The sequence below is a fragment of the Bacillus sp. FDAARGOS_235 genome, from assembly GCF_002073415.2.
Classification (GTDB): Bacteria; Bacillota; Bacilli; order Bacillales; family Bacillaceae_G; genus Bacillus_A; species Bacillus_A toyonensis.
On record NZ_CP020437.2, the window covers coordinates 2,860,370 to 2,883,057 of the forward strand.

The window sequence follows — 22,688 nt, forward strand, 5'->3', positions numbered from 1 at the left end:
TGGTACGGGCTTTTTATCTGCGGGGATGGAGAACCCCCCACTGATTAAAGTTTTACTTTATTGCGCCTGCATTCCTACAATTGGAATCGTAGCCCACTTCGGCATATTCTTCTTTACTTTCGCCACAACAATTGTCATATCGTCATTTATATAACCATCACAAGAACGAATCACTTCTTCCATAATGATATCAGCAATTTCTTGCGGGTCCTCGGTTTGCAGTTCCTTAATTTTTCGTTTCATCCATAATTCATGGTTCTCCACATGCTGCGCTCCTTCAAAAATACCATCGCTCATCATAATAAGAATATCGCCCGTTTTTAATTGCTCACCCACTACATCAACCTCAACATCTTCAATGATCCCCATTGGCAAATTACTTGCTTCAATTTTCAAAATATTATTTGCGCGTTTAACAAAACTCGGCGTCGATCCGATCTTTAAAAATTTCGCATTCGCATCCCGTAAATCTACCATCGCCAAATCCAGTGTTGTAAACATCTCTTCTGTCGTTCTTAAAGAAAGAATTGAATTGATCGATTTAATTGCTATTTCCTCATCAATACCTGATTGAAGTATCTTTTGTAATAATTTTACCGTTTCCTTACTCTCCATATGAGCTCGTTGCCCATTTCCCATACCGTCACTAATCGCAAGTGCATATTTACCCACACTCAAATCCATCATCGCATAAGAATCCCCCGAAACAAACCCACCGCCTTTTGCAGCTGTAGCCAATCCCGTATCAAGAGAATACGTCTTTGCTGAACCAAATGATATTAAACTGTGACCATTTGGATAAGAAGACTTTTCTTCATGTTTAACGACAATATTTTCTTTTAGAATATCCGAAAGCATCGGCGCAACTAATTTTTCGCACTCACCATGCTCATTAGATGCAGCCGGAATTAACATCTCAATATCAATGCTCCCTCTATCTAAACAATAAATATCAACATGCTCCACTTCGACGCCAAAATCACGAAACGCTTGCAAAATTTGTTCTTCCTGTACTTGATGATTTTCTCGCTCTCTTTGTATTTCCTGTGCGAAATCCTCCATAACTTTTGATACGCCTAATAATTGCTCCGCTACTATTCTGCGATTTTCTTTCATTTGTTTTCGTAATTTTTGTCCCTCATAAAAGTGATCTAATTCACCGGCTACTAAATCTGTTACTTTCTTACCTCTCACACAATGCTTGTCCCATTCACGAACTAACTTCCGATTATGCTGCAGTGTTCCTTCTTCCGTTTCACTCATTATTTGTTTCATATAATCATACGTTTTGTCAAAATTAACCACCCAGCATTGATCCTTTTTAAAGCACGTTTGACATGTTTTCGCAGTAATTGTACTTAAAAATAAATCTGCCTCTGTTTCTTTATCTTCCTCCTCCACATAACCATATACAGAAAAGCTATTAGATAAAGCCGCAAACACATTTGCAAATTGATTAATTTTGTTCGCTGTAACATCGCGCATTCTTCTTAAATATTGTTGTTGATCTTGTGAATGCTCTTGTGTTCCCGGCATAAATTTAGCAATGCGATCCAGAACAAGTTTCGGTGTTAATAAAAAGAAAACAATTGCCACACCTGATTCAATTAAAGTTGTTACAATGTTCGTTTGCTTATCTACATATAATGTAATTAAGCTTGTCCCAATTAACAAACCTAAACTAACGCCTAGACGCTTCCCTTCTTTCAATAACCCTCCAAGCAATCCAGAAAAAGCAAGAAGGCTAAGCTGAGACAAACTGGACACATTCGCTAAACTTAATATTAAGCCGGTGACAACCCCAACTGTGGATCCTGTAGCAGCGCCGGCGATGAAGGCAAATACTAACACTAAATATCTAGTGAAAATATGTTGAATAGAAGCGTCATATACAAACCAATCCGTCGTACCTGTTAAAACAGATGCTAGTAATATAATTAAACAAACAATTTCTTCTGTCTCTAATGCTTGTTGTTTCCCTTTCCTTTCTACTAAGAGCGGAACACTTTGTAAAAATATCATCGTTAATACGAAACTAAGCCCCGCTTCAATCGTGCTAACGAGCAAATCGTACATGGTGATAGTTTGCTGTGCAAAATATACAACAACTAAATGTGCGGTTAATGCGGAGATAAATACTTGGAATGGTACAAGTCCAACAGTTTTACGTGTAAACCGACTAAAGAAGATATTATAAATGAAGAAAGTAAAGATAGACGCGAAAGTAAAAAATAAATTATCTATCGAAACTGAAAGTGCTCCTCCCATTAAAGCTAGGAATGCGAGCGGCATTTTATCTCGCTTCATAACATAAACGGCAGCGAAAAACGGTAATGCAAACGGTAAAATGTTTGTTAATATATACGCTCTTCCCAAAAGAAAACCAATAACAACAATAATAAATCCCCATCTAAAGAAAACTTGTTCAAACTTCATTCGCAACTTACTCGTCCACTTTATTCCTCCAAGCTGACTTTCATTTATTGCCAATGCACTTGTATTCATAGTATTCCTTCCTGCTTTAGGCATATTTTTAACACCACCTGCATAGTTTAATTACTGTCATTATAAAAGATGCTTATTGGGATTTTTGTCAAAACAACAGTTTTCACTTTTATAATCGTTCGACTTTTTATTCGAAATAACTCTACATATATACATAGTATGTAATTTATCTCCCTTTATTATATTGAAGATTCAGAAAATTTAAGGTGATTTTGTAGAAGTATTGTATGTCTTACTTTTTTATTTAACAAAAAAAGATCATGCAAGTTTGCATGATCTTTTTAGATGACCCGTACGGGATTCGAACCCGTGTTACCGCCGTGAAAGGGCGGTGTCTTAACCACTTGACCAACGGGCCGTTAAATTAAATATAGCGGCGGAGGGGATCGAACCCCCGACCTCACGGGTATGAACCGTACGCTCTAGCCAGCTGAGCTACACCGCCATGTCGTCTTATTTAACGGACAATTAGTATCTTACATCAGATATCATTTAAAGTCAACACATCTCAAAAACTTTTTTAAAAAATATATTTTCGCATATAAAAAAGCACCCTGAGCCATCACTCTGGGTACCTCTCTATATGTTAAAAACTAAACGTTCTTATTATCCGCGACGTGCGCCACGGCCACCACGTTTAGACTCTGTGTTACGCTTTAAAGAAGTTAAACGATCTTCGCTATCCTTTAAGAAGCGTGCCATCTTTTGCTCAAATGTTTCTTTTGGAGCTCGGTCGTTACCGCCACCGCGATTATCTCTGTTGAAAGAGCGATTATTACGTTGTGGACGTCCAGAACGTTGTTGATCACCACCGCGTTGGTATTCACCGCGTGGACGATCTCCTTCTGTTTTTTCACGTTCTTTCGCTTTTTTAATAGATAGACCAATTTTCCCATCTTTTTCAACATTAATAACTTTTACTTCTACTTGGTCGCCCACTTTTAAGTGATCGTTAATATCTTTCACATAATTATCAGCAACTTCACTAATATGAACAAGACCCGTTAAGCCTTCTGGCAGCTCCACAAAAGCCCCAAAATTTGTAATACCTGTTACTTTACCCTGTAACTTGCTGCCTACCTCGATTGACATAAAAAAAATGCTCCTCCTTAGTGATTAAAAAGTCAAATTTTACTTTATTATATATAATCCTAAAATATAGTGTCAATAAGACATACTTTACTTAGAAACAGGAAAAATTATCTCCCCTTTTCCGGAGAAGAAATAATCCCTTCTAGCAATCTTTAATACGTACTCTTCATCATTTAACTTTTGAACTTCGTCTTTTAGACTTTTTTCTTTATTCGTTAATGAATCTAGTTCTTTTTTCATGTCCTTAACTTTTGCTTCTTTTGCTTTAATGGAACTGTTTTGTTGATAAAAAGTTACACTAATACTCGCAATAATTGTAAAAGCAAAGACAAGAAAAACCGCTAAACGGCGATAAAGTCGCTTCCTGTTCTCATCCGTTTGTATTATATGCTCTTTAACAGGATTTGGACTCTGTTTTTCGATTGTTCTTTGTCTCAGTTCCCTCATTTCCGAGGTCCCCCTAACTTCTTTTTTATACGCTCCCATAGTTGGAAGATGTGTCCCTTCAATTTTGCTATATATTGCAGGAACCCTACATGTTTCATTATAAAAAGTTTAACACGATTAGGGAGAAGTTTCCATATGAGCAAAGCAATAAATCGAACAGGCCAGAAAAAAACTTTCCATATGAAAAGTAATATCCAAATCACCATTTTCCATAACACATGTCCAATTGAAAGCAGTATACGAAATAAGAATAATATAAATGCAATAAATAGCTGCGCTATAATAATAACAGGTTTTATCATGAGTAGCTGTATAATTCGAACAAAAAAATGTGTTGTTTGCACAAAAATATAGATGAGAAAATTTAACAACCTCATGTATAGTGCTTTCAATAAGCTTTGATATGCCGCAAAACCACATAATAATGCCAAAAATACATATATACGTAGTTCAGCTTCATTTACGAGAAGTAATACATAAAAAACGAATAATGCTTGGACAACCCAAAATAGTATATCATGTATAAATACAAGCCAACGTTTACGTTCCTGACGCTTTAAAAAACGTTGGTATGTATCTAATGATGCTCCAATCCAAGCACCCATTCCGATCATCGAAAGCATTGTATACAACTGAATTGTTAGACTCATTTAAACAACTTACTAAAGAAGCCTTTAGTTTTCTCCCCTTGATTCTCATCAATATACAACATCTCATGAATCTTGCCTTTAATCGATACAACACCTTTTTCCACATCTAAATTCTTCATTTGCAAGTTTTGTCCACGAATTGTTAAAAAACCCATCACAGTCTCGAGTAAAAATTCTTCGCTATCAAAACTCTCTACTTGTTTTACACCAGTAATATCGATCACACGCCTACCACGCATAATAATATCATGCTCTACAGAAACATTTTGTTGATTAGAAGACATAGGTGAGTAACCATTATTCACGAAAATCCCCCCATAGCTTTATACTAGCTAATAGTAATGTATGAAGGGATAGCATATTTTAGAACAAGCCCTCTTCTGCTTTTACTTTTTCTTCGCGAACTAGGCTATACATATTTGCTGCATCTTCTTTTTTTGTTGTTTCTTTCAATTCATTTACTTTCACCGTTACTATTTTTTGACCGAAACGAATTGTTAATTCATCAGCCACTTTCACATCTGAACTCGCTTTTGCGACTTGACCATTGATAGATATTCTTCCTTGATCAGATACTTCTTTTGCTAATGTTCTTCTTTTAATTAAACGTGACACTTTCAAAAATTTATCTAGACGCATATCAAATCCCCCTATTAACGCTCTGTTTGCTTTGCCTCTTCCCATAAAACATCCAACTGTTCTAATGACAGATCTTGCATTTCTTTATTCATTTCAGCTACTTTTGCTTCCATGTATAAAAAACGCCCCATAAATTTCTCATTAGTTGAACGTAATGCTTCTTCTGGATCTAATTTATAATGACGAGCTATGTTAACAAATGCAAATAGTAAATCGCCAAATTCACCTAGCATCTTTTCCTCATCCATATTTATAACTTCTTGCTGGAATTCTTGCCATTCTTCTAGGGCTTTCTCTATCATTGGCTGTACATCAACCCAATCAAATCCAACCTTTCCAGCTTTCTTCTGAATTTCATAGGCACGCATTAATTGCGGCAAACTTTTTGGAATTCCAGTTAAAACAGATTCTTTTACGAATCCCTTTTCTTGTTTTTTAATTTCTTCCCAATTCGCAATCACTTCTTCAGCATTATTTACATCTGTATTTCCAAACACATGTGGATGACGACGAACCATTTTCTCCGATAAAGTTCGAATAATATCATCGATGGAGAACCAACCTTCATCCTCTCCAATTTGGGCATGAAGCATGACTTGTAATAATATATCACCTAGCTCTTCTACTAAGTGATCATCGTCCTCTTCATCAATTGCTTCCAATACTTCATAAGCTTCCTCAATTAAATACTTCTTTAAAGATTGATGTGTTTGCTTTTTATCCCACGGACAACCATTCGGTCCACGAAGGTCTGCAATAATTTCTCTCAGTACATCAAACTGTTGATACAAGGCTGCACGTTCCTGAACTGGTGGTACATACACACTCGTTAAATTATTCAATTCTGTTTCATGATCTAACATGTACAACGGTACCTTTTTGACTTGTTCAAACGAAGTTCCTGCAGCTGTTACGATATACACTTCATAATCATCTGGCAATATTTCCATTAATGTTAACTTCACATCTGAAGCAACGAACGCATCATACACTTGGCAAAAGATTAAATGTTGACGTAATTCTAATTGCCCTCTTTCAAATGATGTAGCATCAATTAATTGGAATCCTTCAATCGGATCGATTTTTAAACTTGCGAACATTGGATCAAGGAAACTTTGTCCACCTTCAATTCGCACTTCAACATTTGCTACTTCTCCTTTTTCTAAAAGTAGCTGAACTGTTCTTTCTGCTACTAGCGGATGACCTGGAACAGCATAAATAATTTCTGCACCTTCAGCTTGTTCTAGCAATGTATTCGCAATTGTTTCATATACAATTTCAAATGTATCATGCGCTTCATATATATTGTCGAAAGCCGTATATTTTATACCTTCTTTCTCCAACTCTTCTATAACCGGGTGCTCCTTCGTTCTAACAAACATATGGTCTGCTACTTTTATCTTTCGGTATACGCCCATCGTCAGCTGATCTAATTCACCAGCACCTAATCCTAAAATAGTAATGATTCCACTCACAACCTGTCACCTCTATCCACTCTTCTTCAATGAACCTTCTTTTTTCTCTTTTTTCATAACGGATCCTAATTCTTCTTTTGTAAATACACGTAATTTTAAAATTAAAAACATGTATGTCAATCCGCCAATGGCTACACCTAACAACGCTTCAAATGTCGCGATTCCTCTATGATTCCCATCAATTACCAACCCAGACATTTGTAACACACGAATAAACATTATTAATACAAATCCCATACTGATACCACTAATAACTATACCGAACATCTTCTGCTTATTAATAAGCGACCCCGATACAGATTGCATAAGTAATACACTATTTAACAAGGCAATTACAACAAGCGCAATTAAAGTTGCAATCGCAGCTCCTTTAACTCCAAAATGCGGCATTAACATATAGTTTAAAACTAACTTCAAACAACCTCCAAATACAACGAATATTGCTGGTTTTAATGTTTGTCCCAGCCCTTGTAAAATAGAAGCAGTTGTAATTGACAATGAACTAAATAAAATAGATAAAGATAAAATCGATAACACATCTGACCCATCACTATTCTCAAATAACATAATATTTGTAGGCTGAATAATGCAAGTTAATCCGATGGCTGCTGCAAATCCAATAACAAGTGTTATTTTCATCGCTAACTTTACCTTTTCTTGAATAAAAGCAAGATCTCCTCTTTCCTTTGCCGCTGTAATAATCGGAATAAGTGACAATGAGAAAGACGTTGTCACGACAGTACCTAATTGCATGAGAGGGATACTTCTGTCATAAACACCTTTTAGTACCTTTGCACTTTCAGCCTGTTCCCCTGCCCCAATGAGTAAAGTATAGAAGGAAACCGAATCTGCCATTTGTATAAAAATAAGGACTAAATTACTAACACAAATAGCTATTCCTTGCCAAAAAAGGATTTTAACAATTCTTCTTTTTCCCCCAACTCTCTTCAAGCTTTTAAAGAAAATGGCGCGAAAATCATGACGCATATAAAGTAAAAGTACGATAATCCCAATAAGCCCGCCTGCAATCGAACCTAACATAGCACCTGCACCGACTGTATATAGATCAAATCCGTGAGCAATAAGGAATAGTGATAAAAAGACAATAATAGATACACGAATCGTTTGTTCAATTACTTGTGAAACAGCCGTCGGCATCATATTATTAAATCCTTGAAAATATCCTCTCGCTACGGATAAGAATGGCATTAATATGAATGAAAATGAAATAACACGTAATAACTTATATAAGTGTACATCACCCATAGCCGATGCAATCGTTTCGGCACCAAAGAACAATGTGAAAAACCCTATAAAGCCAATTCCTAATAAAAACCAAAAAGATACACAAATTATTTCTTCTGCTTCTTTTTGTTTTCCTCTTTCTAATCTTTCTGCAACCATTTTTGAAATTATAATAGGGAATCCATAAGTAGCTAAAATTAAACAAAATCCATAAAACGGATAAATTTGTTGGTAAATATAAAAACCAACATCTCCCGCTATGTTTTGATATGGAATACGGTAAAAAGCGCTTAATACTTTTGTAATAAAACTTGCGATCGTTAATATAATAGCCCCACGCCAAAAGGCTTGATACTTCTTCGCTTCCATACAAGAAAACTCCTTTTTCTATTCTCACCTTTCGTATTATATCACAAAGAAAAAACAGGCTCCCTTACACCCACGAGTAATAAAGAGTTTTTACAAAACTAAAAATGTTCAACGAAAAAAGGTAGCAAAGCGCTACCTTCATTCAATATACCTATATCTCCAAATAATTGATTTTTCAAAAGAAATATCATAATTAGGAAAGATTGCAACTTCTAAAATTATATATCTTTACTGCTCCATTTGCTTCGCTAAGAAGCTCGCTGCTGTATTTACTGACTTATGCTCTACTTCACTTATAATAGCCTCTTTAGAGAAGATAATAACAGCTCCAATTGGATCCCCATTCGCAACAATCGGGCCAATTGTATAGGAGCTAACTTTTTCTGTTACTCCATCAATAATTGAAATTTCGCTTTCGTCCGTCATAATTACAGACTTACGCTCTTCCATTGTCTTCTCAATTAAATCGCCAACACTTTTATTTAAGTATTCTTTTTTAGATATGCCTGCTACTGCGATAATAGAATCACGATCACATACAAGCACATTATGTCCTAAGCTATCGTATAAAGCTTCCGTATATTCTTTTGCAAAATCCCCTAATTCACTAATCGGAGAATATTTCTTCAAAATTACTTCTCCATCGCGATCAACAAATATTTCTAGTGGGTCTCCTTCTCGAATACGTAAAGTTCTACGAATTTCCTTCGGGATTACTACCCTGCCTAAATCATCAATTCGACGTACGATTCCAGTTGCTTTCATTCTAATGCTGCCTCACTTTCTACTGATGATCAAAGTGGTGAATTTACCTGTTCATGTAAAAATCACCAACTGTTAGACATAGTATTTTACACATTAGTTCTTCTATGCACGTCGAATTGTATTTTTTTATCTAATATTAGGCATTTATTACTTCTTTTTTTACATCTGGTAAGCCTTTTAATAAATTTTCAGCAATTGTTAACCACTTCGATGTCTCTAATCCATTCGTTTTCATAACGATTTTCAATTGTGATCCTTCCATTCCAAGACCGATCATACGCCCAAAACTATTTCCAAGCATGAATAATTTTCCACCATCAATATTTTGGCTTGCTTGTTCTGAGAACAGAATTGTTACTTCAAATTTATTTTGCTTAATTAATTCGATTTGTTCTTTCATTGCCAATACTTTAATATTTGCAATTTGTAATAAATAACCAACTTCTTGTGGGTAATCACCAAATCTATCGATCATCTCTTCCTGTAATTCTTCAATATCCTCAATTGTAGAAACACCTCTAAATTGTTTATACATCATAATCTTTTGTTTACTATCTGAAATATAAGCATCTGGTAAATACGCATCTACTTCTAAATCAATTTCAACATTAACTGTATTTTCAACTCCATCGGTTCCTCTGCGCTGTTCAATTGCATCTTTTAACATTTGAGAATATAGATCAAATCCGACAGAATCAATAAACCCGTGTTGTTCTGCCCCTAACAAGTTACCCGCACCACGAATTGATAAATCTCTCATCGCAATTTTGAAACCAGATCCAAGCTCTGTGAACTCTTTAATTGCTTGTAGACGTCTCTCTGCAACTTCTGATAGCACTTTATCACGTTTGTATGCAAAGTATGCATATGCAACGCGATTAGAACGCCCAACACGCCCACGAAGCTGATACAACTGCGATAGTCCCATACGATCTGCATCAAATACAATTAACGTATTAACGTTCGGGATATCTACACCTGTTTCAATAATTGTTGTACTTACAAGAACATCATGCTGTCCCTCTAAAAACGATAGCATAACAGACTCTAATTCACTTTCGTTCATTTTCCCATGTGCGTATGTTACACGAGCGTCTGGAACTAGCATCGAAATTTCATCTGCTTTTCTTTCGATATCCTCTACGCGGTTATATAAGAAGTAAATTTGCCCACCTCTTGCAAGCTCTCGCTCTATCGCTTCTCTCATTAACGCTGGATTATATTCCACCACATACGTTTGGACTGGGAAACGATTTTCTGGTGGCGTTTCAATGACAGATAAGTCACGCACACCAAGCATAGACATGTGAAGTGTACGTGGAATTGGCGTTGCCGTTAGGGTTAACACATCAACATTTGCTTTTAATTGTTTAATTTTTTCTTTATGCGTCACACCAAATCTTTGTTCTTCATCAATAATAAGAAGTCCTAAATCTTTATAAGTAACATCTTTAGATAAAATACGATGCGTTCCGATTACAATATCTACTGTGCCATCTTTTAACCCCTTAAGCGTTTCGTTTTGTTGTTTCCGCGTGCGGAATCTACTTAGTAACCCTATATTAATCGGGTAATCTTGAAAACGCTCTCGAATTGTTTCATAGTGTTGTTGTGCCAGAATTGTTGTCGGTACTAAAATCGCAACTTGTTTTTCATCCATGATTGCTTTAAATGCTGCACGAATAGCTACTTCGGTCTTTCCATATCCTACATCACCACAAAGAAGCCTATCCATCGGACGTCCGCGTTCCATATCTTTCTTAATTTCTTCAATAGAACGTAATTGGTCATCTGTCTCTTGATACGGGAAGGAAGATTCAAATTCTTGTTGTTCTGCCGTATCTGGTGTATATGCATAGCCTTTTGAAGCTTCGCGCTCAGCGTATAATTTAATTAGGTCATCTGCAATGTCTTGTACAGATTTTTCAACCTTCGTTTTGACCTTCTTCCAATCGTTCCCGCCTAATTTATAAACTTTCGGATCCTTACCTTCAGAACCCACATATTTTTGCACTTGATCGATTTGTTCAATTGGAACATATAGCTTATCGTTACCTTGATATTTAATATTTAAATAATCTTTATGAACACCATTAATCTCTAATGTCTCAATACCTAAAAATTTACCTATACCATGATTTACATGAACTACATAATCTCCAACTTTTAATTCCGAATAACTTTTAATACGCTCAGCATTAGATAACTTTTGCTTACGTTGTGATTTTTTAACTTTCTTATGAAAAAGCTCCTTTTCAGTAATGACAACGAGCTTTTGCATTGGCATTTCAAATCCTGCATGTAAATCACCTACAGCAATCTGTAACCTTCCAGGCAATAAAATATCTGTGCCCTCTACAATATCCGCTTCAATATCATAATCACTTAAAATATGTTGTAGTTTTTTTACACGTTCATCATCTGTTCCAAGCACAACAGTCGTAAAGTGCCCTTCATTCCATCTATCAATTTCAGTTTTTAATAACTGCATCTGCCCATGGAAATCTTGCATTGTTTTACATGTCACATTCACAATGTTTTGCGGATGCGTATGTGCTATATGGCGTAAGAATAACGTTAAATATACAAAACTTCTTTTTTTATGATGAAGAAATCCCTCAAATGAGTGGGAGAAAGATAAATCCTGAATTATTGTTCCTTCACCAAGAAGTGATATATACCATTCCGCTTCTTCCGTTTCAAGATGTGATGCTGTTTCTTGAATACGAGAGATTTCATCTAAAATTACAACACCATCTTCTGGTAAATAATCTATCAGACTAGCAGGTTCTTTATAGAAAATAGATAAATATTTAAACATCTGTTCTATACTTTGGCCATTTTTCAACATTTCAATTTCATGACTTACTGTCTCAAGCACTGCAGTCTTTAATTTGTCATCGGAAAGTTTTTGCATCGTCTTAGTCAAACCTTCTTCAAGATGCTTAATTCCCGATTTCAATTCTTCCTGTGAAAATAAAAACTCTGTTGCCGGACCAAACTTAACACTTTCCTTTTTATCTTGAGAACGCTGTTCATCCACATCAAATAATCGAATAGAATCGACTTCTGTATCGAAGAATTCAATACGGAATGGTAATTCTTCAGTTAATGGGTAAATATCTAATATGCCCCCGCGCAAACTGAACTCCCCCGGAGCTTCTACCATCGACTTACGTTCGTAGCCAATATGATGTAATGTATGCAAGAGCGCCTCTAAATCAATCTCTTGCCCTAGATTAATTTCAATTTGCTTTTGCTTCCATAATTCTTTTATCGGTAAAAATCTACGTAATCCTGCGACTGGCGCTACAATAACCCCATTCTCTCCTGCCGCTAAACGATTTAGCACCTCAATGCGTTGCGCTTTTAATTCTGGACTTGCAACACCGATTTCTGATGCAATTAATTCGTTTACTGGGTACAGCCATACATCTTTTTCACCAAGTAATGCCACTAAATCTTCATGTACCTTTTGTGCTTGATATAGATTGTGTGTGACAATAAGTTGCGATTTCTTTGTTTTTTTATATAAAGCTGCCATTAATAATGAACGAGAAGATGTTGCCATACCTGATATAAGTTGTTCTTTTAAACCATCTTCTAACCCATTAATAACCGATTGTATTTCTTCATTTTTATAAAATTGCTCTAATAAACCTATCATTATCAAAACTCCTCTCAACATAAAGAGCAAGTCACCATATTTTATGCAAATATTTTGGAAAAAGAAAACAGAAAAATGCTTTGGACATGCCAAAGCGACAACATTTTATTGTAGAAATTTTTCATATTCATAATACTCAGGATAAGATGCGAGCGTTTCTTGGCACAATTCACAAATCGTTTTTATATATATATTTCCATTCTCATGAAAATGAATCATCTCTACTACCTCTTGCTCTGTTAGTTGAAATAAAACGTCGCTATATACTTTTTCTGCGGTAACGGAGCCTACATTACTCCCGCAATGCCTACAATAATAATACCCTTCCATACTAGCCTCCTAAATATCCAGTTACTACTAGTATGGGTAAAAATAAAATAAAATATTCCCAATCATAACCTTAACTGTTGAAAGTATTCATGATTTGGAGAAAAGGCTTATTTAACCACTCTTCACATGCATCCGCTGCTTTTTCAATGGAATGATTGACATCAGGAATCTCTTCGGATGTAAAACGTCCTAATACGTAATCTACTACCTTCATCCCATTTTTCGGGCGATCAATTCCCATACGGATACGTTGAAACTCTTGCGTTCCTAAATGCGAAATTGTTGATTTCACGCCATTATGTCCACCGGCACTCCCTTTCATACGAAGGCGTAATTTACCTACCGGGATATCTAAATCATCATACATAACAACGAAATCATCAACATCAATTTTATAGTAATCCATAAGTGGACGAATACTTTCCCCAGATAAATTCATATATGTAAGTGGCTTTAATAAGATTACTTTTTCTCCATTAACAAATCCTGCACCAAATACTCCTTTAAACTTCTGTTCATTCAAAGAAATGTTCCAACGCTTTGCAAGTTCATCAATTGCCATAAATCCAATATTATGCCTTGTTAATTCATATTCTCTACCTGGGTTCCCAAGTCCTACTATCAATTTCATTCTTGTACCACTACTTTCTTTTTTCGATACGAAAAGACGTAACCAAGCTTGGTTACGTCTCATTCTATCCAATTAATTGAATAATACACTTACAGATTCTTCTTCGTATACACGAATGATTGCTTCTCCAATTAATGGAGCAACTGAAAGTTCATGTACTTTGTCGATTTTCTTTTCTTCTGGTAATACGATAGAGTTCGTTACAACTAACTCTTTAATATTCGAATTTTGAATACGTTCAATTGCTGGGCCAGATAATACTGGGTGTGTACAGCAAGCATATACCTCAGAAGCACCGTTCTCAACAAGAGCGTTTGCTGCTAATGTAATTGTACCAGCTGTATCAATGATGTCATCAATTAAAATTGCTGTTTTGCCTTCGATGTTACCGATAATGTTCATTACCTCTGATACATTCGGACGAGGACGACGTTTATCAATAATAGCGATTGGCGCTTTTAGGCGATCTGCCATTTTTCTAGCACGAGTTACACCACCATGATCAGGTGATACGATTACGATGTCTTTAAGACCTTTTGTTTCAAAGTAATCTGAAAGAATCGGTACACCCATTAAGTGGTCGATTGGGATATCAAAGAATCCTTGAATTTGTGGAGCATGTAAATCTAGAGTGATTACACGAGTTGCACCTGCTGTTTCAAGCAAGTTTGCTACAAGTTTCGATGTAATTGGTTCACGAGAACGCGCTTTACGGTCTTGACGCGCATAACCATAGTAAGGAATAACAATATTAATTGTTTTTGCAGATGCACGCTTTAATGCATCGATCATAATAAGTAATTCCATGATATGTTCGTTTACTGGGAAGCTTGTAGATTGAATAATGAATACATCGCAACCACGGATACTTTCTTCAATGTTAATTTGAACTTCTCCATCACTAAAACGATCAACAGAACATTTTCCTAGTCCTACTCCAATATGCTTTGCGATTTGCTCAGCAAGTTCCTTATTAGAGTTTAAAGAGAATACTTTCAAATTAGAATTTAGATATTGAGTCGACATCTAGATTAACCCTCCACATTATGATTTTTTCTTATTCAGCAATTGATCAACATAGTCTTCTTTGTTAACTTGACGTGCACGTGCTACCGATAATGCTTTTGATGGGACATTCTCTGTAATTGTAGAGCCTGCTGCCACATAAGCACCATCTTCAACTGTTACAGGAGCAACAAGATTTGAATTACATCCAATAAATACCCCGTTACCAATCACAGTTTTAAATTTATTCTTGCCGTCATAGTTCACCGTAATTGAACCACAACCAAGATTCACGTCTTCTCCAACTTGTGCATCCCCGATATAACTTAAGTGTGAAGCTTTACTTCTATTACCAAAAACAGTTTTTTTGATTTCCACGAAGTTTCCAACGCGTACTTCGTCTCCAATAACTGAATCTGGGCGAATATGTGCAAATGGACCAACCGATACTTCTGTACCAAGCTTACTATCATGTACAGTAGATTGACGAATTGTCGTACGATCTCCAATTTCACTATCGCGAATTACTGTATGCGGTCCAATTTCACAATCAGAACCAATTACAGTGTTTCCCTCAATAATTGTTCCTGGATGAAGAACTGTATCACTACCGATAATTGCATCAGCAGAAATATACGTGTTACTTGGATCAATAATTGTAACACCATTTACCATGTTCTTTCGGTTGATACGATTTTTCATAATAATTTCCGCTTGCGATAGAGCGACTCTGTCGTTAACACCTAACGTTTCATCGAAGTGCTCTGTTTGATAAGCTGATACGATATGACCTTCATTTTTTAAAATCTCAATAACATCTGGAAGGTAATATTCACCTTGTACGTTATCATTTGAAACTTTAGAAAGTGAAGCGAATAAAGCTTTATTATCAAAACAATACGTACCTGTATTGATTTCTTTAATAGCTAATTCTTTTTCATTTGCATCCTTATGCTCAACGATCTTTTCAACATGACCATTTTCGTTACGAACGATACGGCCATATCCAGCAGGCTCTTCTATGTATGCTGTTAGCACAGTTGCCATTGCTCCTGCTTCTTTGTGTTGCTGAAGTAATGCTTCCATCGTTTCAGCAGTTATTAAAGGTGTATCACCACAAATAACTAAAGTTGTTCCTTCTTCATTTGCAAGTACGCTAGCAGCTTGATCTACAGCATGCGCTGTACCAAGTTGTTCTGCTTGTAATGCAAACTCACTTACGTTTCCTAGCTGTTCTTGTACCATTTCAGCACCATGTCCAACGACCGTTACAAGTTTCTGCAATCCTAATTGAGTTACTTGATCGACTACGTGTTGTACCATAGGTTTTCCACATACAGGATGCAGCACTTTGTATAGCTTAGACTTCATACGTGTGCCTTTACCTGCAGCTAGAATCACTGCAAATCTGTTTGACATATAGACCCTCCATCGCAACCTATTTATCCATTAACGATATTATCCTAAATCATCATATATTTCAAGAAACACATTTTAACTATTAAATTTTACCATAATTCTTATAAGATGTTTTACTCTTTAGTATCTTTTTTAAGAAATAAGCTATACTATTTAAAATGATTTTGAAAAAATTAGTAGTTTCTTCTCTTCATTTTAATAAACGATGAATGTTTTAAATATAAATTATATAAAGTCAAAAAAAAACAAACTCCTGTAAATGCTTACAGGAGTTTGCTACAAAATTATAAGACTTTCTTTCAAAAGCCTTTTCATTCGAATTTTACGAAGCACCTGCTTCTTCAAACTCAACCTCTTCTAACTCGCCTAAACGATGATACTCCGTTAAAACCGCATCTTGAATTTTAGAGCGTGTATTAGAATTAATCGGATGTGCAATGTCACGGAATTCTCCATCTGGAGTACGTTTACTTGGCATTGCTACAAATAATCCATTATTACCATCAATTACACGAATATCATGAACAACAAATTCATGGTCTAGAGTAATAGAGGCAATTGCTCTCATGCGGCCTTCTGTGTTTACGCGGCGTAATCTTACGTCAGTCACTTCCATCTTGTGTTCACCACCCTTTTCTAAATAAGCGATATATTTGTATAAATTCCACAAATTTTCTATTTTCCCTTTAATTTTTTAAAAATTTTTAAGATAAAAATTTTTATTGCAATTGAATATAAGGATTAGTAGAGGTTATCGCTTACAAAAGGTTACTTAACTAGGGCGATTACTTCGATTTCAACTGAAACATCTTTCGGTAATTTTGCTACCTGTACACAAGAACGTGCTGGTTTATGAGTAGAGAAATAAGAACCGTATACTTCATTAACAGCATTAAAATCATCCATATCTTTTAAGAATACTGTTGTTTTTATTACCGTATCAAATGAAGCACCTGCTTCTTCTAATACTGCTTGTAAATTTTCAAATACTTGTTCTGTTTGTACTGTTACATCTCCCGTTACAAGCTCTCCACTTGCTGTTAATGGAATTTGTCCTGAACTGTAAAACATATTATTTACAATAATCCCTTGTGAATAAGGTCCAATTGCTTGTGGTGCCTTGCTTGTTTGAACAACTTTCATATTTTTTCACCCTTTTATTATTTATTTTTACTCTTTAAAAATAGTGCACGAAAAGCAGTTTGTCCATCTATTTTATAATTTATAAATAGAATAAAAAAAAGATAAAGCCATTTGCTTTACCTTTTTTATTCAACCTCTACAAGTCCTTCATCAAATGGTGTAAGTGAATAATTCCCCTTCTCCACTTGAATCGATTTTTCTTTCACATCAACTTCTGAAAGGCGAATTAATGATACAAAATTATTAATAAGTCGTTCTTCGATATCTGTGGATTCTACTAATACACCGATACCAACAACATTAGCCTTAAACTCTTCTAGCATACTCATCATACCTTGAATTGTTCCGCCAGCTTTCATGAAATCATCAATAATTAAAACGTTTGATCCCTCTGGAAGACTACGCTTTGCCAACGTCATTGTTTGTATTCGTTTAGAAGAACCTGATACATAGTTAATACTAACAGTTGGACCTTCTGTTACCTTATTATCTTTCCTCGCAATTACTACCGGTACATCTAAGTAGTTTGCCACTGCATAAGCAAGTGGAATCCCTTTTGTTGCTACCGTCATAACTGCATCGATTGGTTGCCTAGCAAAGACAGAAGCAAACAAACGACCTGCACCATTAATATGACGAGGATTACTTAAAAGATCTGTCATGTATAAGTAACCGCCAGGCAAAATACGATCTGGATTTTCAAATAAGCTACAAAGCTCATCAATAATTAGATCTGCCTCTTCTTCACTTATATATGGTATATATTTCACTCCTCCTGCTGCTCCTGGTACCGTTTGCAATGTGCCGACCCCTTGTTGTTCAAACGTTTGCTTAATAATAACTAAATCTTCACTAATAGAGGATTTAGCCGATTGATACCTTTCAGCAAAAAAAGTGAGAGAAACTAGCTGACGAGGGTTTTGTAACAAGTAATATGTCATATCGACTAATCTTGTACTTCGTCTAATTTTCATACGCCCACCTCAAATCACGAATATTCTAAACAAATCATAACGTATTATACGTCTTTATTCAAGCGTTTCTCGCTCTCCTAATAAACGTACCGCATATACTTGTTCACAAAATCCTTTTAATCCGTTATAAATGCGATGCATTCGCGAATCATGGTGTACAAGTCCGAATACAGTTGGACCACTTCCACTCATTAATACAGCATCTGCTCCAAATCGTTTCATCTGTGCTTTAATACGAGCAACTTCGGGATGCATCTTAAATGTTACATCTTCTAAGACGTTACCAACAGTATCACAAATCCCTTTGTAATCCCCAGCATTGATGACATCAACCATTTTATCTACATTTGGATGTGTAACTCGATTTAGTTTTAAATTTCCATACACGTCAGCAGTAGATACACCAATATGTGGCTTCGCTAAAATAACCCAACAAGAAGGTGGCGTTTTTATATGCTCAATTCGCTCTCCTCTTCCAGTGGCAATTGCTGTCCCTCCATATACACAGAACGATACATCTGATCCAATTTCTGAGCCAAGCTCTGCTAATTCGTCAATTGTAAGCCCTAAATTCCATAATTTATTAAGACCACGTAATGTCGCTGCTGCATCACTACTTCCACCTGCTAATCCAGCTGCTACTGGAATCGTTTTTTCAATAGTAATAGATACACCTTTTTTCACATTAAACTTCTCTTTTAATAATTTCGCTGCTTGATAAGCTAAATTTCGTTGGTCGTCTGGGACATACCGATTATGGGATAAAATTTCAATACGGTCTTCTGCTAATTCCATTAGTTCTAAACGATCCGCTAAATCAATTGTTGTCATAATCATTTTCACTTCATGATATCCGTCTTGTCTTTTTCCCAGTACATCTAACGACAGATTAATCTTTGCTGGTGCTTTCACTAGTAGCTTCAATCTATTCACCCACTCTATGTACTCAATCTTTTATCGTTTATTTTACCATAAATTTATAGTAAGACGATGACACTTCCCTAATTATAACGAAAAGCATTCAGAATGAAACTACTTATGTAAAATGATGGCACCTTTCAGAGTACAAAAAGCCGAGGAATCTCTCCTCGGCTACCGTAGCATAGAAAGTAATCTTACAACTACTGGTTTTGTTTCATTAATTGCTGTTCTGCAATTTCTATAGCGCGTTTCACCATATTACCAGCATCTTTCGCACGAATTCCGCCCCATCCTTCTTTCTGAACAACATCATAAAAGCCCAGCTCTTTTGCTAGCTCTTCTTTAAACTGGTTTGACATGACACCTCTTCGTCTACTCAATGCAGAGTCCCCCCTTATTTTGCTACGGTATAATTAGTATGCAAAATAATATAACTTTTCATTTGTGGGAATATATGTAACGACACATGAGTTATAAAATAATTTCATTATGGGGTTCACCATAAAATGTTAACTCTACCGTCTCTGTTAAAACATCTGCATAACTATAAGATACACGTTGCAATGCATCTTCTTGTTGGTCTAACTGTACAACAAACACAGAACGATAAGTTTCTGCAAGTACACCTGATTGCTCCACTGTTTTTCTTCTTCCGCTATTCGCCTTTAACATAAGTCGCTGTCCAAGATGGTGATCTAATTCGCTTTTAATTTCATCTAAACGTTTTGACATATACCTTGCTACACCTCGCTGTAATTTAGATTGAACACTTAAAACACGATATATCTATCCCAATTATTAACCGCAATTCACAGACTATATCATTATAAAAGCATCATGCGTTCGAATAGATAGAAGAAATACTATATTGTAAAAGTATCATTGTATAGTCTTTACGCTCTTACCACTTTTTATCCAAATTCATTTCATTCTCTTACGCATAAAAAAGCAAGATACGTATGTACCTTGCTTATTCTTCATAATGTTGGAAGGGTAATCCTGTTCGTAAAATCCCTCTCGTTTCAATTCCACCCAGTCCTTTTTCACCAGTAATCGTATTACGTACAACATCCCATACATTTACTCTCTCCATAAATGAAGTGAAGCTAATTTTACCAACCACATACACAGGGTCTAGTGCATGAATGTTAATCCTAGACGGAGAACTAGCAAAGTTAGCACCCGCTCGAATTAACGCCTCGAAATGCGATTGACACGCCCCAGCAAAAATAACGAGTTGATCCAATGATGGATATTTTTTTCGTACTTCTCGGACAGCCTGTACAAAATGCCTTGAATGCCTATATGCTGCTAAATCTCCCTTTACCCCTTTGGATTTTGTATAGGCATCGTGTCCTGTAATAACTAAAATGTCTGGGCGGAAATGATCTATTAAGTCTACTACCTTTTCGTGCATCTCTGTTTCCTTACAATGAACACCTTGTACAGGAACACCAATTTTATTATATAGGTCTAAACACTTGCGCAAATACAAAGGGTCCCCATCTATATGCAATACGCGTCCTGGCATTTGAAAGTAATTCACTTCACTTGTGTATCCACCAGTTGAAGTGTGTTCATGCCTTTGTTTCATCAATACATAATCTTGTTGAAATAAACGGTACGTGCGCTCCATTGTTTCTTTTTCACGCTTCACTCTTTTTTTATGTTCTCGTTGATCTATACTAATTAAATCTTCAAGCGGCGCATCTGCCACAAGTCTAATTTCCTCCCCAAACAATATAGCTATCTCGCCTTTTATTTCTATAATACGAAAAAGGATATCCCTATTATGAGAATATCGTTCCACTAATTCTCCAACATGTAAAGCCATTCTCCTACCTCCAAACTCGTTAGGCCATCTTACCTGTTTTTAAAGTATGAATTTAGGAAAGGAAAGGTGACAAAAGGGACAGCTCAAATTGAACTGTCCCTTTCATATCCTTATGATAACTTATGAAGAACTAATGCGTTACTTAATGTTGCAAACTCTTCGATAGATAGCGTTTCGCCTCTTCGCTTTGGATCAATTCCTACTTCTGTTAAAATTCGATCCAACAGCTCTTTATCTTTCGGGAAACCATTTAAATTATTCGATAAATTATTCATTAAAGTTTTACGGCGCTGTGCGAAACTTGCTCTTACTACTTCAAAGAAGAAAGTCTCATTTGTCACTTCTACAACTGGTTTCGGACGCTTTAGAAGACGGATAATCGCAGAATCAACATTTGGTTGTGGTACAAACACTGTACGCGGTACAGTCATAACTGTTTCTACCTCTGTATAATACTGAATAGCAATTGATAAAGAACCATATTCTTTCGTTCCAGGTTTAGCAGCTAAACGATCTCCAACTTCTTTTTGCATCATAACAACAAATCCACGAACCGGTAATTTTTCTTCAAGCAATTTAAATAAAATTGGCGTTGTAATATAGTATGGTAAATTAGCTACTACCATTACATCTTGTCCTTCTTCAAATTGCTCACTAAACACTTCGTGTACATCTGCCTTTAGTACATCTTTATTTATAACTGTAACGTTACTATATGGAGCTAACGTCTCGTCTAAAATTGGTAATAATCTTTGATCAATTTCAAAAGCCACCACTTTTTTAGCACGCTTCGCTAACTGCTCTGTTAACGCACCGATACCTGGTCCAATCTCAATTGCACCACTTTCTGAACCGATTTCTGCGTGATCAACAATACGATTTAATACATTTGTATCAATTAAGAAATTTTGTCCTAAACTTTTTTTGAATGAGAATCCATACTTTTCAACAATGTCTTTCGTACGATTCGGCGTTGCGATATCTTTCATTTCTTTTCCTCCTGTATTACTTGTTTATAAGCTTCTGCAAACGTCTCTTTTGAAACTTGAAACATCTGTAAACGTTTATGTAACTGTTTTGCATTTGTATAACCAATCTTTAATAGCTTACCCATTCTTTCTCTGCGACTCTTTGCCATTTCTCCGCCCACTAAGCCTGCATCGACTAGATCACTCCAACTAATTTCACTTGTGTAAGCTTCCATTTCTTCATGTATATTCTCTAAAGCACGGCGAATCGATTCATTAGAAGCGTGTTCAATTCCAACACCTTTTTTTCTTTTAGCAAGCGCTTCTTCCTTCGGTAAGAAAGCATGCTTACATCCAGGTACCTTGTCAGAAATAATTTTTCGAATACGCTCTCCTGGATAATCCGGATCTGTAAAAATAATAACGCCTCGTTTTTGCTGCGCTAATTTAACTTGCTCAATAACATGATCACCGATTGCTGAACCGTTCGTTTCAATTGTATCCGCATCAACAGCACGCTTAATTGCAACTGTATCATCTTTACCTTCTACAACGATAATCTCTTTAATTTTCATGCTTGCCTCCACACTCATTTCGTCTCTACTTAGT

The 22,688-nt window shown here is 35.9% G+C and carries 23 protein-coding genes and 2 tRNA genes; all 25 read right to left on the minus strand.

Features of this window, described 5'->3' with window-relative positions:
- Positions 1-57 precede the first annotated feature (57 nt).
- The gene (gene spoIIE / locus A6J74_RS16655; RefSeq protein ID WP_001123526.1) at positions 58-2,529 is read right to left on the minus strand and encodes a stage II sporulation protein E; all 2,472 of its coding nucleotides are present in this window, start codon (positions 2,527-2,529) and stop codon (positions 58-60) included.
- A gap of 262 nt (positions 2,530-2,791) precedes the next feature.
- A tRNA-Glu gene (locus tag A6J74_RS16660) sits at positions 2,792-2,863 on the minus strand.
- A gap of 13 nt (positions 2,864-2,876) precedes the next feature.
- A tRNA-Met gene (locus A6J74_RS16665) sits at positions 2,877-2,950 on the minus strand.
- 161 nt (positions 2,951-3,111) lie between these two features.
- Entirely contained in the window at positions 3,112-3,597 is a 486-nt protein-coding gene (locus tag A6J74_RS16670; RefSeq protein WP_000021451.1) for a S1 domain-containing RNA-binding protein, read from the minus strand.
- A gap of 87 nt (positions 3,598-3,684) precedes the next feature.
- Positions 3,685-4,044, minus strand: coding sequence for a cell division protein DivIC (divIC, locus tag A6J74_RS16675; RefSeq protein WP_001208736.1), 360 nt, complete (start codon positions 4,042-4,044; stop codon positions 3,685-3,687).
- Entirely contained in the window at positions 4,041-4,694 is a 654-nt protein-coding gene (yabQ, locus tag A6J74_RS16680; RefSeq protein WP_000059779.1) for a spore cortex biosynthesis protein YabQ, read from the minus strand. The genes divIC and yabQ overlap by 4 nt, the downstream gene beginning before the upstream one ends.
- Positions 4,691-4,999 (minus strand): sporulation protein YabP, encoded by a 309-nt coding sequence (yabP, locus tag A6J74_RS16685; RefSeq protein WP_001059100.1) that lies wholly within the window; start codon positions 4,997-4,999, stop codon positions 4,691-4,693. Before yabP ends, yabQ begins: the two co-directional genes overlap by 4 nt.
- Positions 5,000-5,057: 58 nt before the next feature.
- Positions 5,058-5,333 (minus strand): RNA-binding S4 domain-containing protein, encoded by a 276-nt coding sequence (locus A6J74_RS16690; protein ID WP_001234879.1) that lies wholly within the window; start codon positions 5,331-5,333, stop codon positions 5,058-5,060.
- A 14-nt stretch (positions 5,334-5,347) separates the two neighbouring features.
- Complete coding sequence (gene yabN, locus A6J74_RS16695; RefSeq protein WP_000014270.1) at positions 5,348-6,808, minus strand: bifunctional methyltransferase/pyrophosphohydrolase YabN; 1,461 nt, start codon at positions 6,806-6,808, stop codon at positions 5,348-5,350.
- Positions 6,809-6,820: 12 nt separating this feature from the next.
- Positions 6,821-8,422 carry a putative polysaccharide biosynthesis protein gene (locus A6J74_RS16700; protein WP_000387567.1) on the minus strand — a complete coding sequence of 534 codons (1,602 nt, stop codon included), beginning with the start codon at positions 8,420-8,422 and terminating at the stop codon, positions 6,821-6,823.
- 228 nt (positions 8,423-8,650) lie between these two features.
- Positions 8,651-9,187 (minus strand): stage V sporulation protein T, encoded by a 537-nt coding sequence (gene spoVT, locus A6J74_RS16705; protein WP_000648310.1) that lies wholly within the window; start codon positions 9,185-9,187, stop codon positions 8,651-8,653.
- 136 nt (positions 9,188-9,323) lie between these two features.
- Positions 9,324-12,854, minus strand: coding sequence for a transcription-repair coupling factor (gene mfd, locus A6J74_RS16710; protein ID WP_000579697.1), 3,531 nt, complete (start codon positions 12,852-12,854; stop codon positions 9,324-9,326).
- Between the two features lie 105 nt (positions 12,855-12,959).
- On the minus strand, positions 12,960-13,184 hold the full coding sequence (locus A6J74_RS16715) for an anti-sigma-F factor Fin (RefSeq protein WP_000399440.1): 225 nt from the start codon (positions 13,182-13,184) through the stop codon (positions 12,960-12,962).
- Positions 13,185-13,254: 70 nt separating this feature from the next.
- Positions 13,255-13,815 carry an aminoacyl-tRNA hydrolase gene (pth, locus tag A6J74_RS16720; protein ID WP_079520253.1) on the minus strand — a complete coding sequence of 187 codons (561 nt, stop codon included), beginning with the start codon at positions 13,813-13,815 and terminating at the stop codon, positions 13,255-13,257.
- Between the two features lie 72 nt (positions 13,816-13,887).
- Positions 13,888-14,841 carry a ribose-phosphate diphosphokinase gene (locus A6J74_RS16725; protein ID WP_000107420.1) on the minus strand — a complete coding sequence of 318 codons (954 nt, stop codon included), beginning with the start codon at positions 14,839-14,841 and terminating at the stop codon, positions 13,888-13,890.
- 18 nt (positions 14,842-14,859) lie between these two features.
- Positions 14,860-16,239 (minus strand): bifunctional UDP-N-acetylglucosamine diphosphorylase/glucosamine-1-phosphate N-acetyltransferase GlmU, encoded by a 1,380-nt coding sequence (gene glmU / locus A6J74_RS16730; RefSeq protein WP_000071045.1) that lies wholly within the window; start codon positions 16,237-16,239, stop codon positions 14,860-14,862.
- A gap of 322 nt (positions 16,240-16,561) precedes the next feature.
- The gene (gene spoVG, locus A6J74_RS16735) at positions 16,562-16,855 is read right to left on the minus strand and encodes a septation regulator SpoVG (protein WP_000454042.1); all 294 of its coding nucleotides are present in this window, start codon (positions 16,853-16,855) and stop codon (positions 16,562-16,564) included.
- Between the two features lie 152 nt (positions 16,856-17,007).
- Positions 17,008-17,382, minus strand: a complete 375-nt coding sequence (locus A6J74_RS16740) for a RidA family protein (protein WP_000869820.1) — start codon at positions 17,380-17,382, stop codon at positions 17,008-17,010.
- A 125-nt stretch (positions 17,383-17,507) separates the two neighbouring features.
- Positions 17,508-18,356 carry a pur operon repressor gene (gene purR, locus A6J74_RS16750; RefSeq protein WP_000702479.1) on the minus strand — a complete coding sequence of 283 codons (849 nt, stop codon included), beginning with the start codon at positions 18,354-18,356 and terminating at the stop codon, positions 17,508-17,510.
- A gap of 54 nt (positions 18,357-18,410) precedes the next feature.
- On the minus strand, positions 18,411-19,280 hold the full coding sequence (ispE, locus tag A6J74_RS16755) for a 4-(cytidine 5'-diphospho)-2-C-methyl-D-erythritol kinase (protein ID WP_000772089.1): 870 nt from the start codon (positions 19,278-19,280) through the stop codon (positions 18,411-18,413).
- A gap of 197 nt (positions 19,281-19,477) precedes the next feature.
- Positions 19,478-19,657 carry an acid-soluble spore protein SspF gene (gene sspF / locus A6J74_RS16760; protein ID WP_001985066.1) on the minus strand — a complete coding sequence of 60 codons (180 nt, stop codon included), beginning with the start codon at positions 19,655-19,657 and terminating at the stop codon, positions 19,478-19,480.
- A gap of 91 nt (positions 19,658-19,748) precedes the next feature.
- Positions 19,749-20,009, minus strand: a complete 261-nt coding sequence (gene veg / locus A6J74_RS16765) for a biofilm formation stimulator Veg (RefSeq protein ID WP_000044348.1) — start codon at positions 20,007-20,009, stop codon at positions 19,749-19,751.
- A gap of 238 nt (positions 20,010-20,247) precedes the next feature.
- On the minus strand, positions 20,248-21,111 hold the full coding sequence (yabG, locus tag A6J74_RS16770; protein WP_001173740.1) for a sporulation peptidase YabG: 864 nt from the start codon (positions 21,109-21,111) through the stop codon (positions 20,248-20,250).
- Positions 21,112-21,221: 110 nt separating this feature from the next.
- On the minus strand, positions 21,222-22,100 hold the full coding sequence (gene rsmA, locus A6J74_RS16775) for a 16S rRNA (adenine(1518)-N(6)/adenine(1519)-N(6))-dimethyltransferase RsmA (RefSeq protein WP_000651557.1): 879 nt from the start codon (positions 22,098-22,100) through the stop codon (positions 21,222-21,224).
- The gene (gene rnmV, locus A6J74_RS16780) at positions 22,097-22,654 is read right to left on the minus strand and encodes a ribonuclease M5 (protein WP_000692838.1); all 558 of its coding nucleotides are present in this window, start codon (positions 22,652-22,654) and stop codon (positions 22,097-22,099) included. The genes rsmA and rnmV overlap by 4 nt, the downstream gene beginning before the upstream one ends.
- Positions 22,655-22,688: the final 34 nt, after the last annotated feature.

Bases quoted from the DNA above. Each gene is read 5' to 3' on its own strand.
- spoIIE (WP_001123526.1), bottom strand. From the start codon at position 2,529: ATGCCTAAAGCAGGAAGGAATACTATGAATACAAGTGCATTGGCAATA.
- A6J74_RS16670 (WP_000021451.1), bottom strand. From the start codon at position 3,597: ATGTCAATCGAGGTAGGCAGCAAGTTACAGGGTAAAGTAACAGGTATT.
- divIC (WP_001208736.1), bottom strand. From the start codon at position 4,044: ATGAGGGAACTGAGACAAAGAACAATCGAAAAACAGAGTCCAAATCCT.
- yabQ (WP_000059779.1), bottom strand. From the start codon at position 4,694: ATGAGTCTAACAATTCAGTTGTATACAATGCTTTCGATGATCGGAATG.
- A6J74_RS16690 (WP_001234879.1), bottom strand. From the start codon at position 5,333: ATGCGTCTAGATAAATTTTTGAAAGTGTCACGTTTAATTAAAAGAAGA.
- A6J74_RS16700 (WP_000387567.1), bottom strand. From the start codon at position 8,422: ATGGAAGCGAAGAAGTATCAAGCCTTTTGGCGTGGGGCTATTATATTA.
- spoVT (WP_000648310.1), bottom strand. From the start codon at position 9,187: ATGAAAGCAACTGGAATCGTACGTCGAATTGATGATTTAGGCAGGGTA.
- mfd (WP_000579697.1), bottom strand. From the start codon at position 12,854: ATGATAGGTTTATTAGAGCAATTTTATAAAAATGAAGAAATACAATCG.
- A6J74_RS16715 (WP_000399440.1), bottom strand. From the start codon at position 13,184: ATGGAAGGGTATTATTATTGTAGGCATTGCGGGAGTAATGTAGGCTCC.
- pth (WP_079520253.1), bottom strand. From the start codon at position 13,815: ATGAAATTGATAGTAGGACTTGGGAACCCAGGTAGAGAATATGAATTA.
- A6J74_RS16725 (WP_000107420.1), bottom strand. From the start codon at position 14,841: ATGTCGACTCAATATCTAAATTCTAATTTGAAAGTATTCTCTTTAAAC.
- glmU (WP_000071045.1), bottom strand. From the start codon at position 16,239: ATGTCAAACAGATTTGCAGTGATTCTAGCTGCAGGTAAAGGCACACGT.
- spoVG (WP_000454042.1), bottom strand. From the start codon at position 16,855: ATGGAAGTGACTGACGTAAGATTACGCCGCGTAAACACAGAAGGCCGC.
- A6J74_RS16740 (WP_000869820.1), bottom strand. From the start codon at position 17,382: ATGAAAGTTGTTCAAACAAGCAAGGCACCACAAGCAATTGGACCTTAT.
- purR (WP_000702479.1), bottom strand. From the start codon at position 18,356: ATGAAAATTAGACGAAGTACAAGATTAGTCGATATGACATATTACTTG.
- veg (WP_000044348.1), bottom strand. From the start codon at position 20,009: ATGTCAAAACGTTTAGATGAAATTAAAAGCGAATTAGATCACCATCTT.
- yabG (WP_001173740.1), bottom strand. From the start codon at position 21,111: ATGGCTTTACATGTTGGAGAATTAGTGGAACGATATTCTCATAATAGG.
- rsmA (WP_000651557.1), bottom strand. From the start codon at position 22,100: ATGAAAGATATCGCAACGCCGAATCGTACGAAAGACATTGTTGAAAAG.
- rnmV (WP_000692838.1), bottom strand. From the start codon at position 22,654: ATGAAAATTAAAGAGATTATCGTTGTAGAAGGTAAAGATGATACAGTT.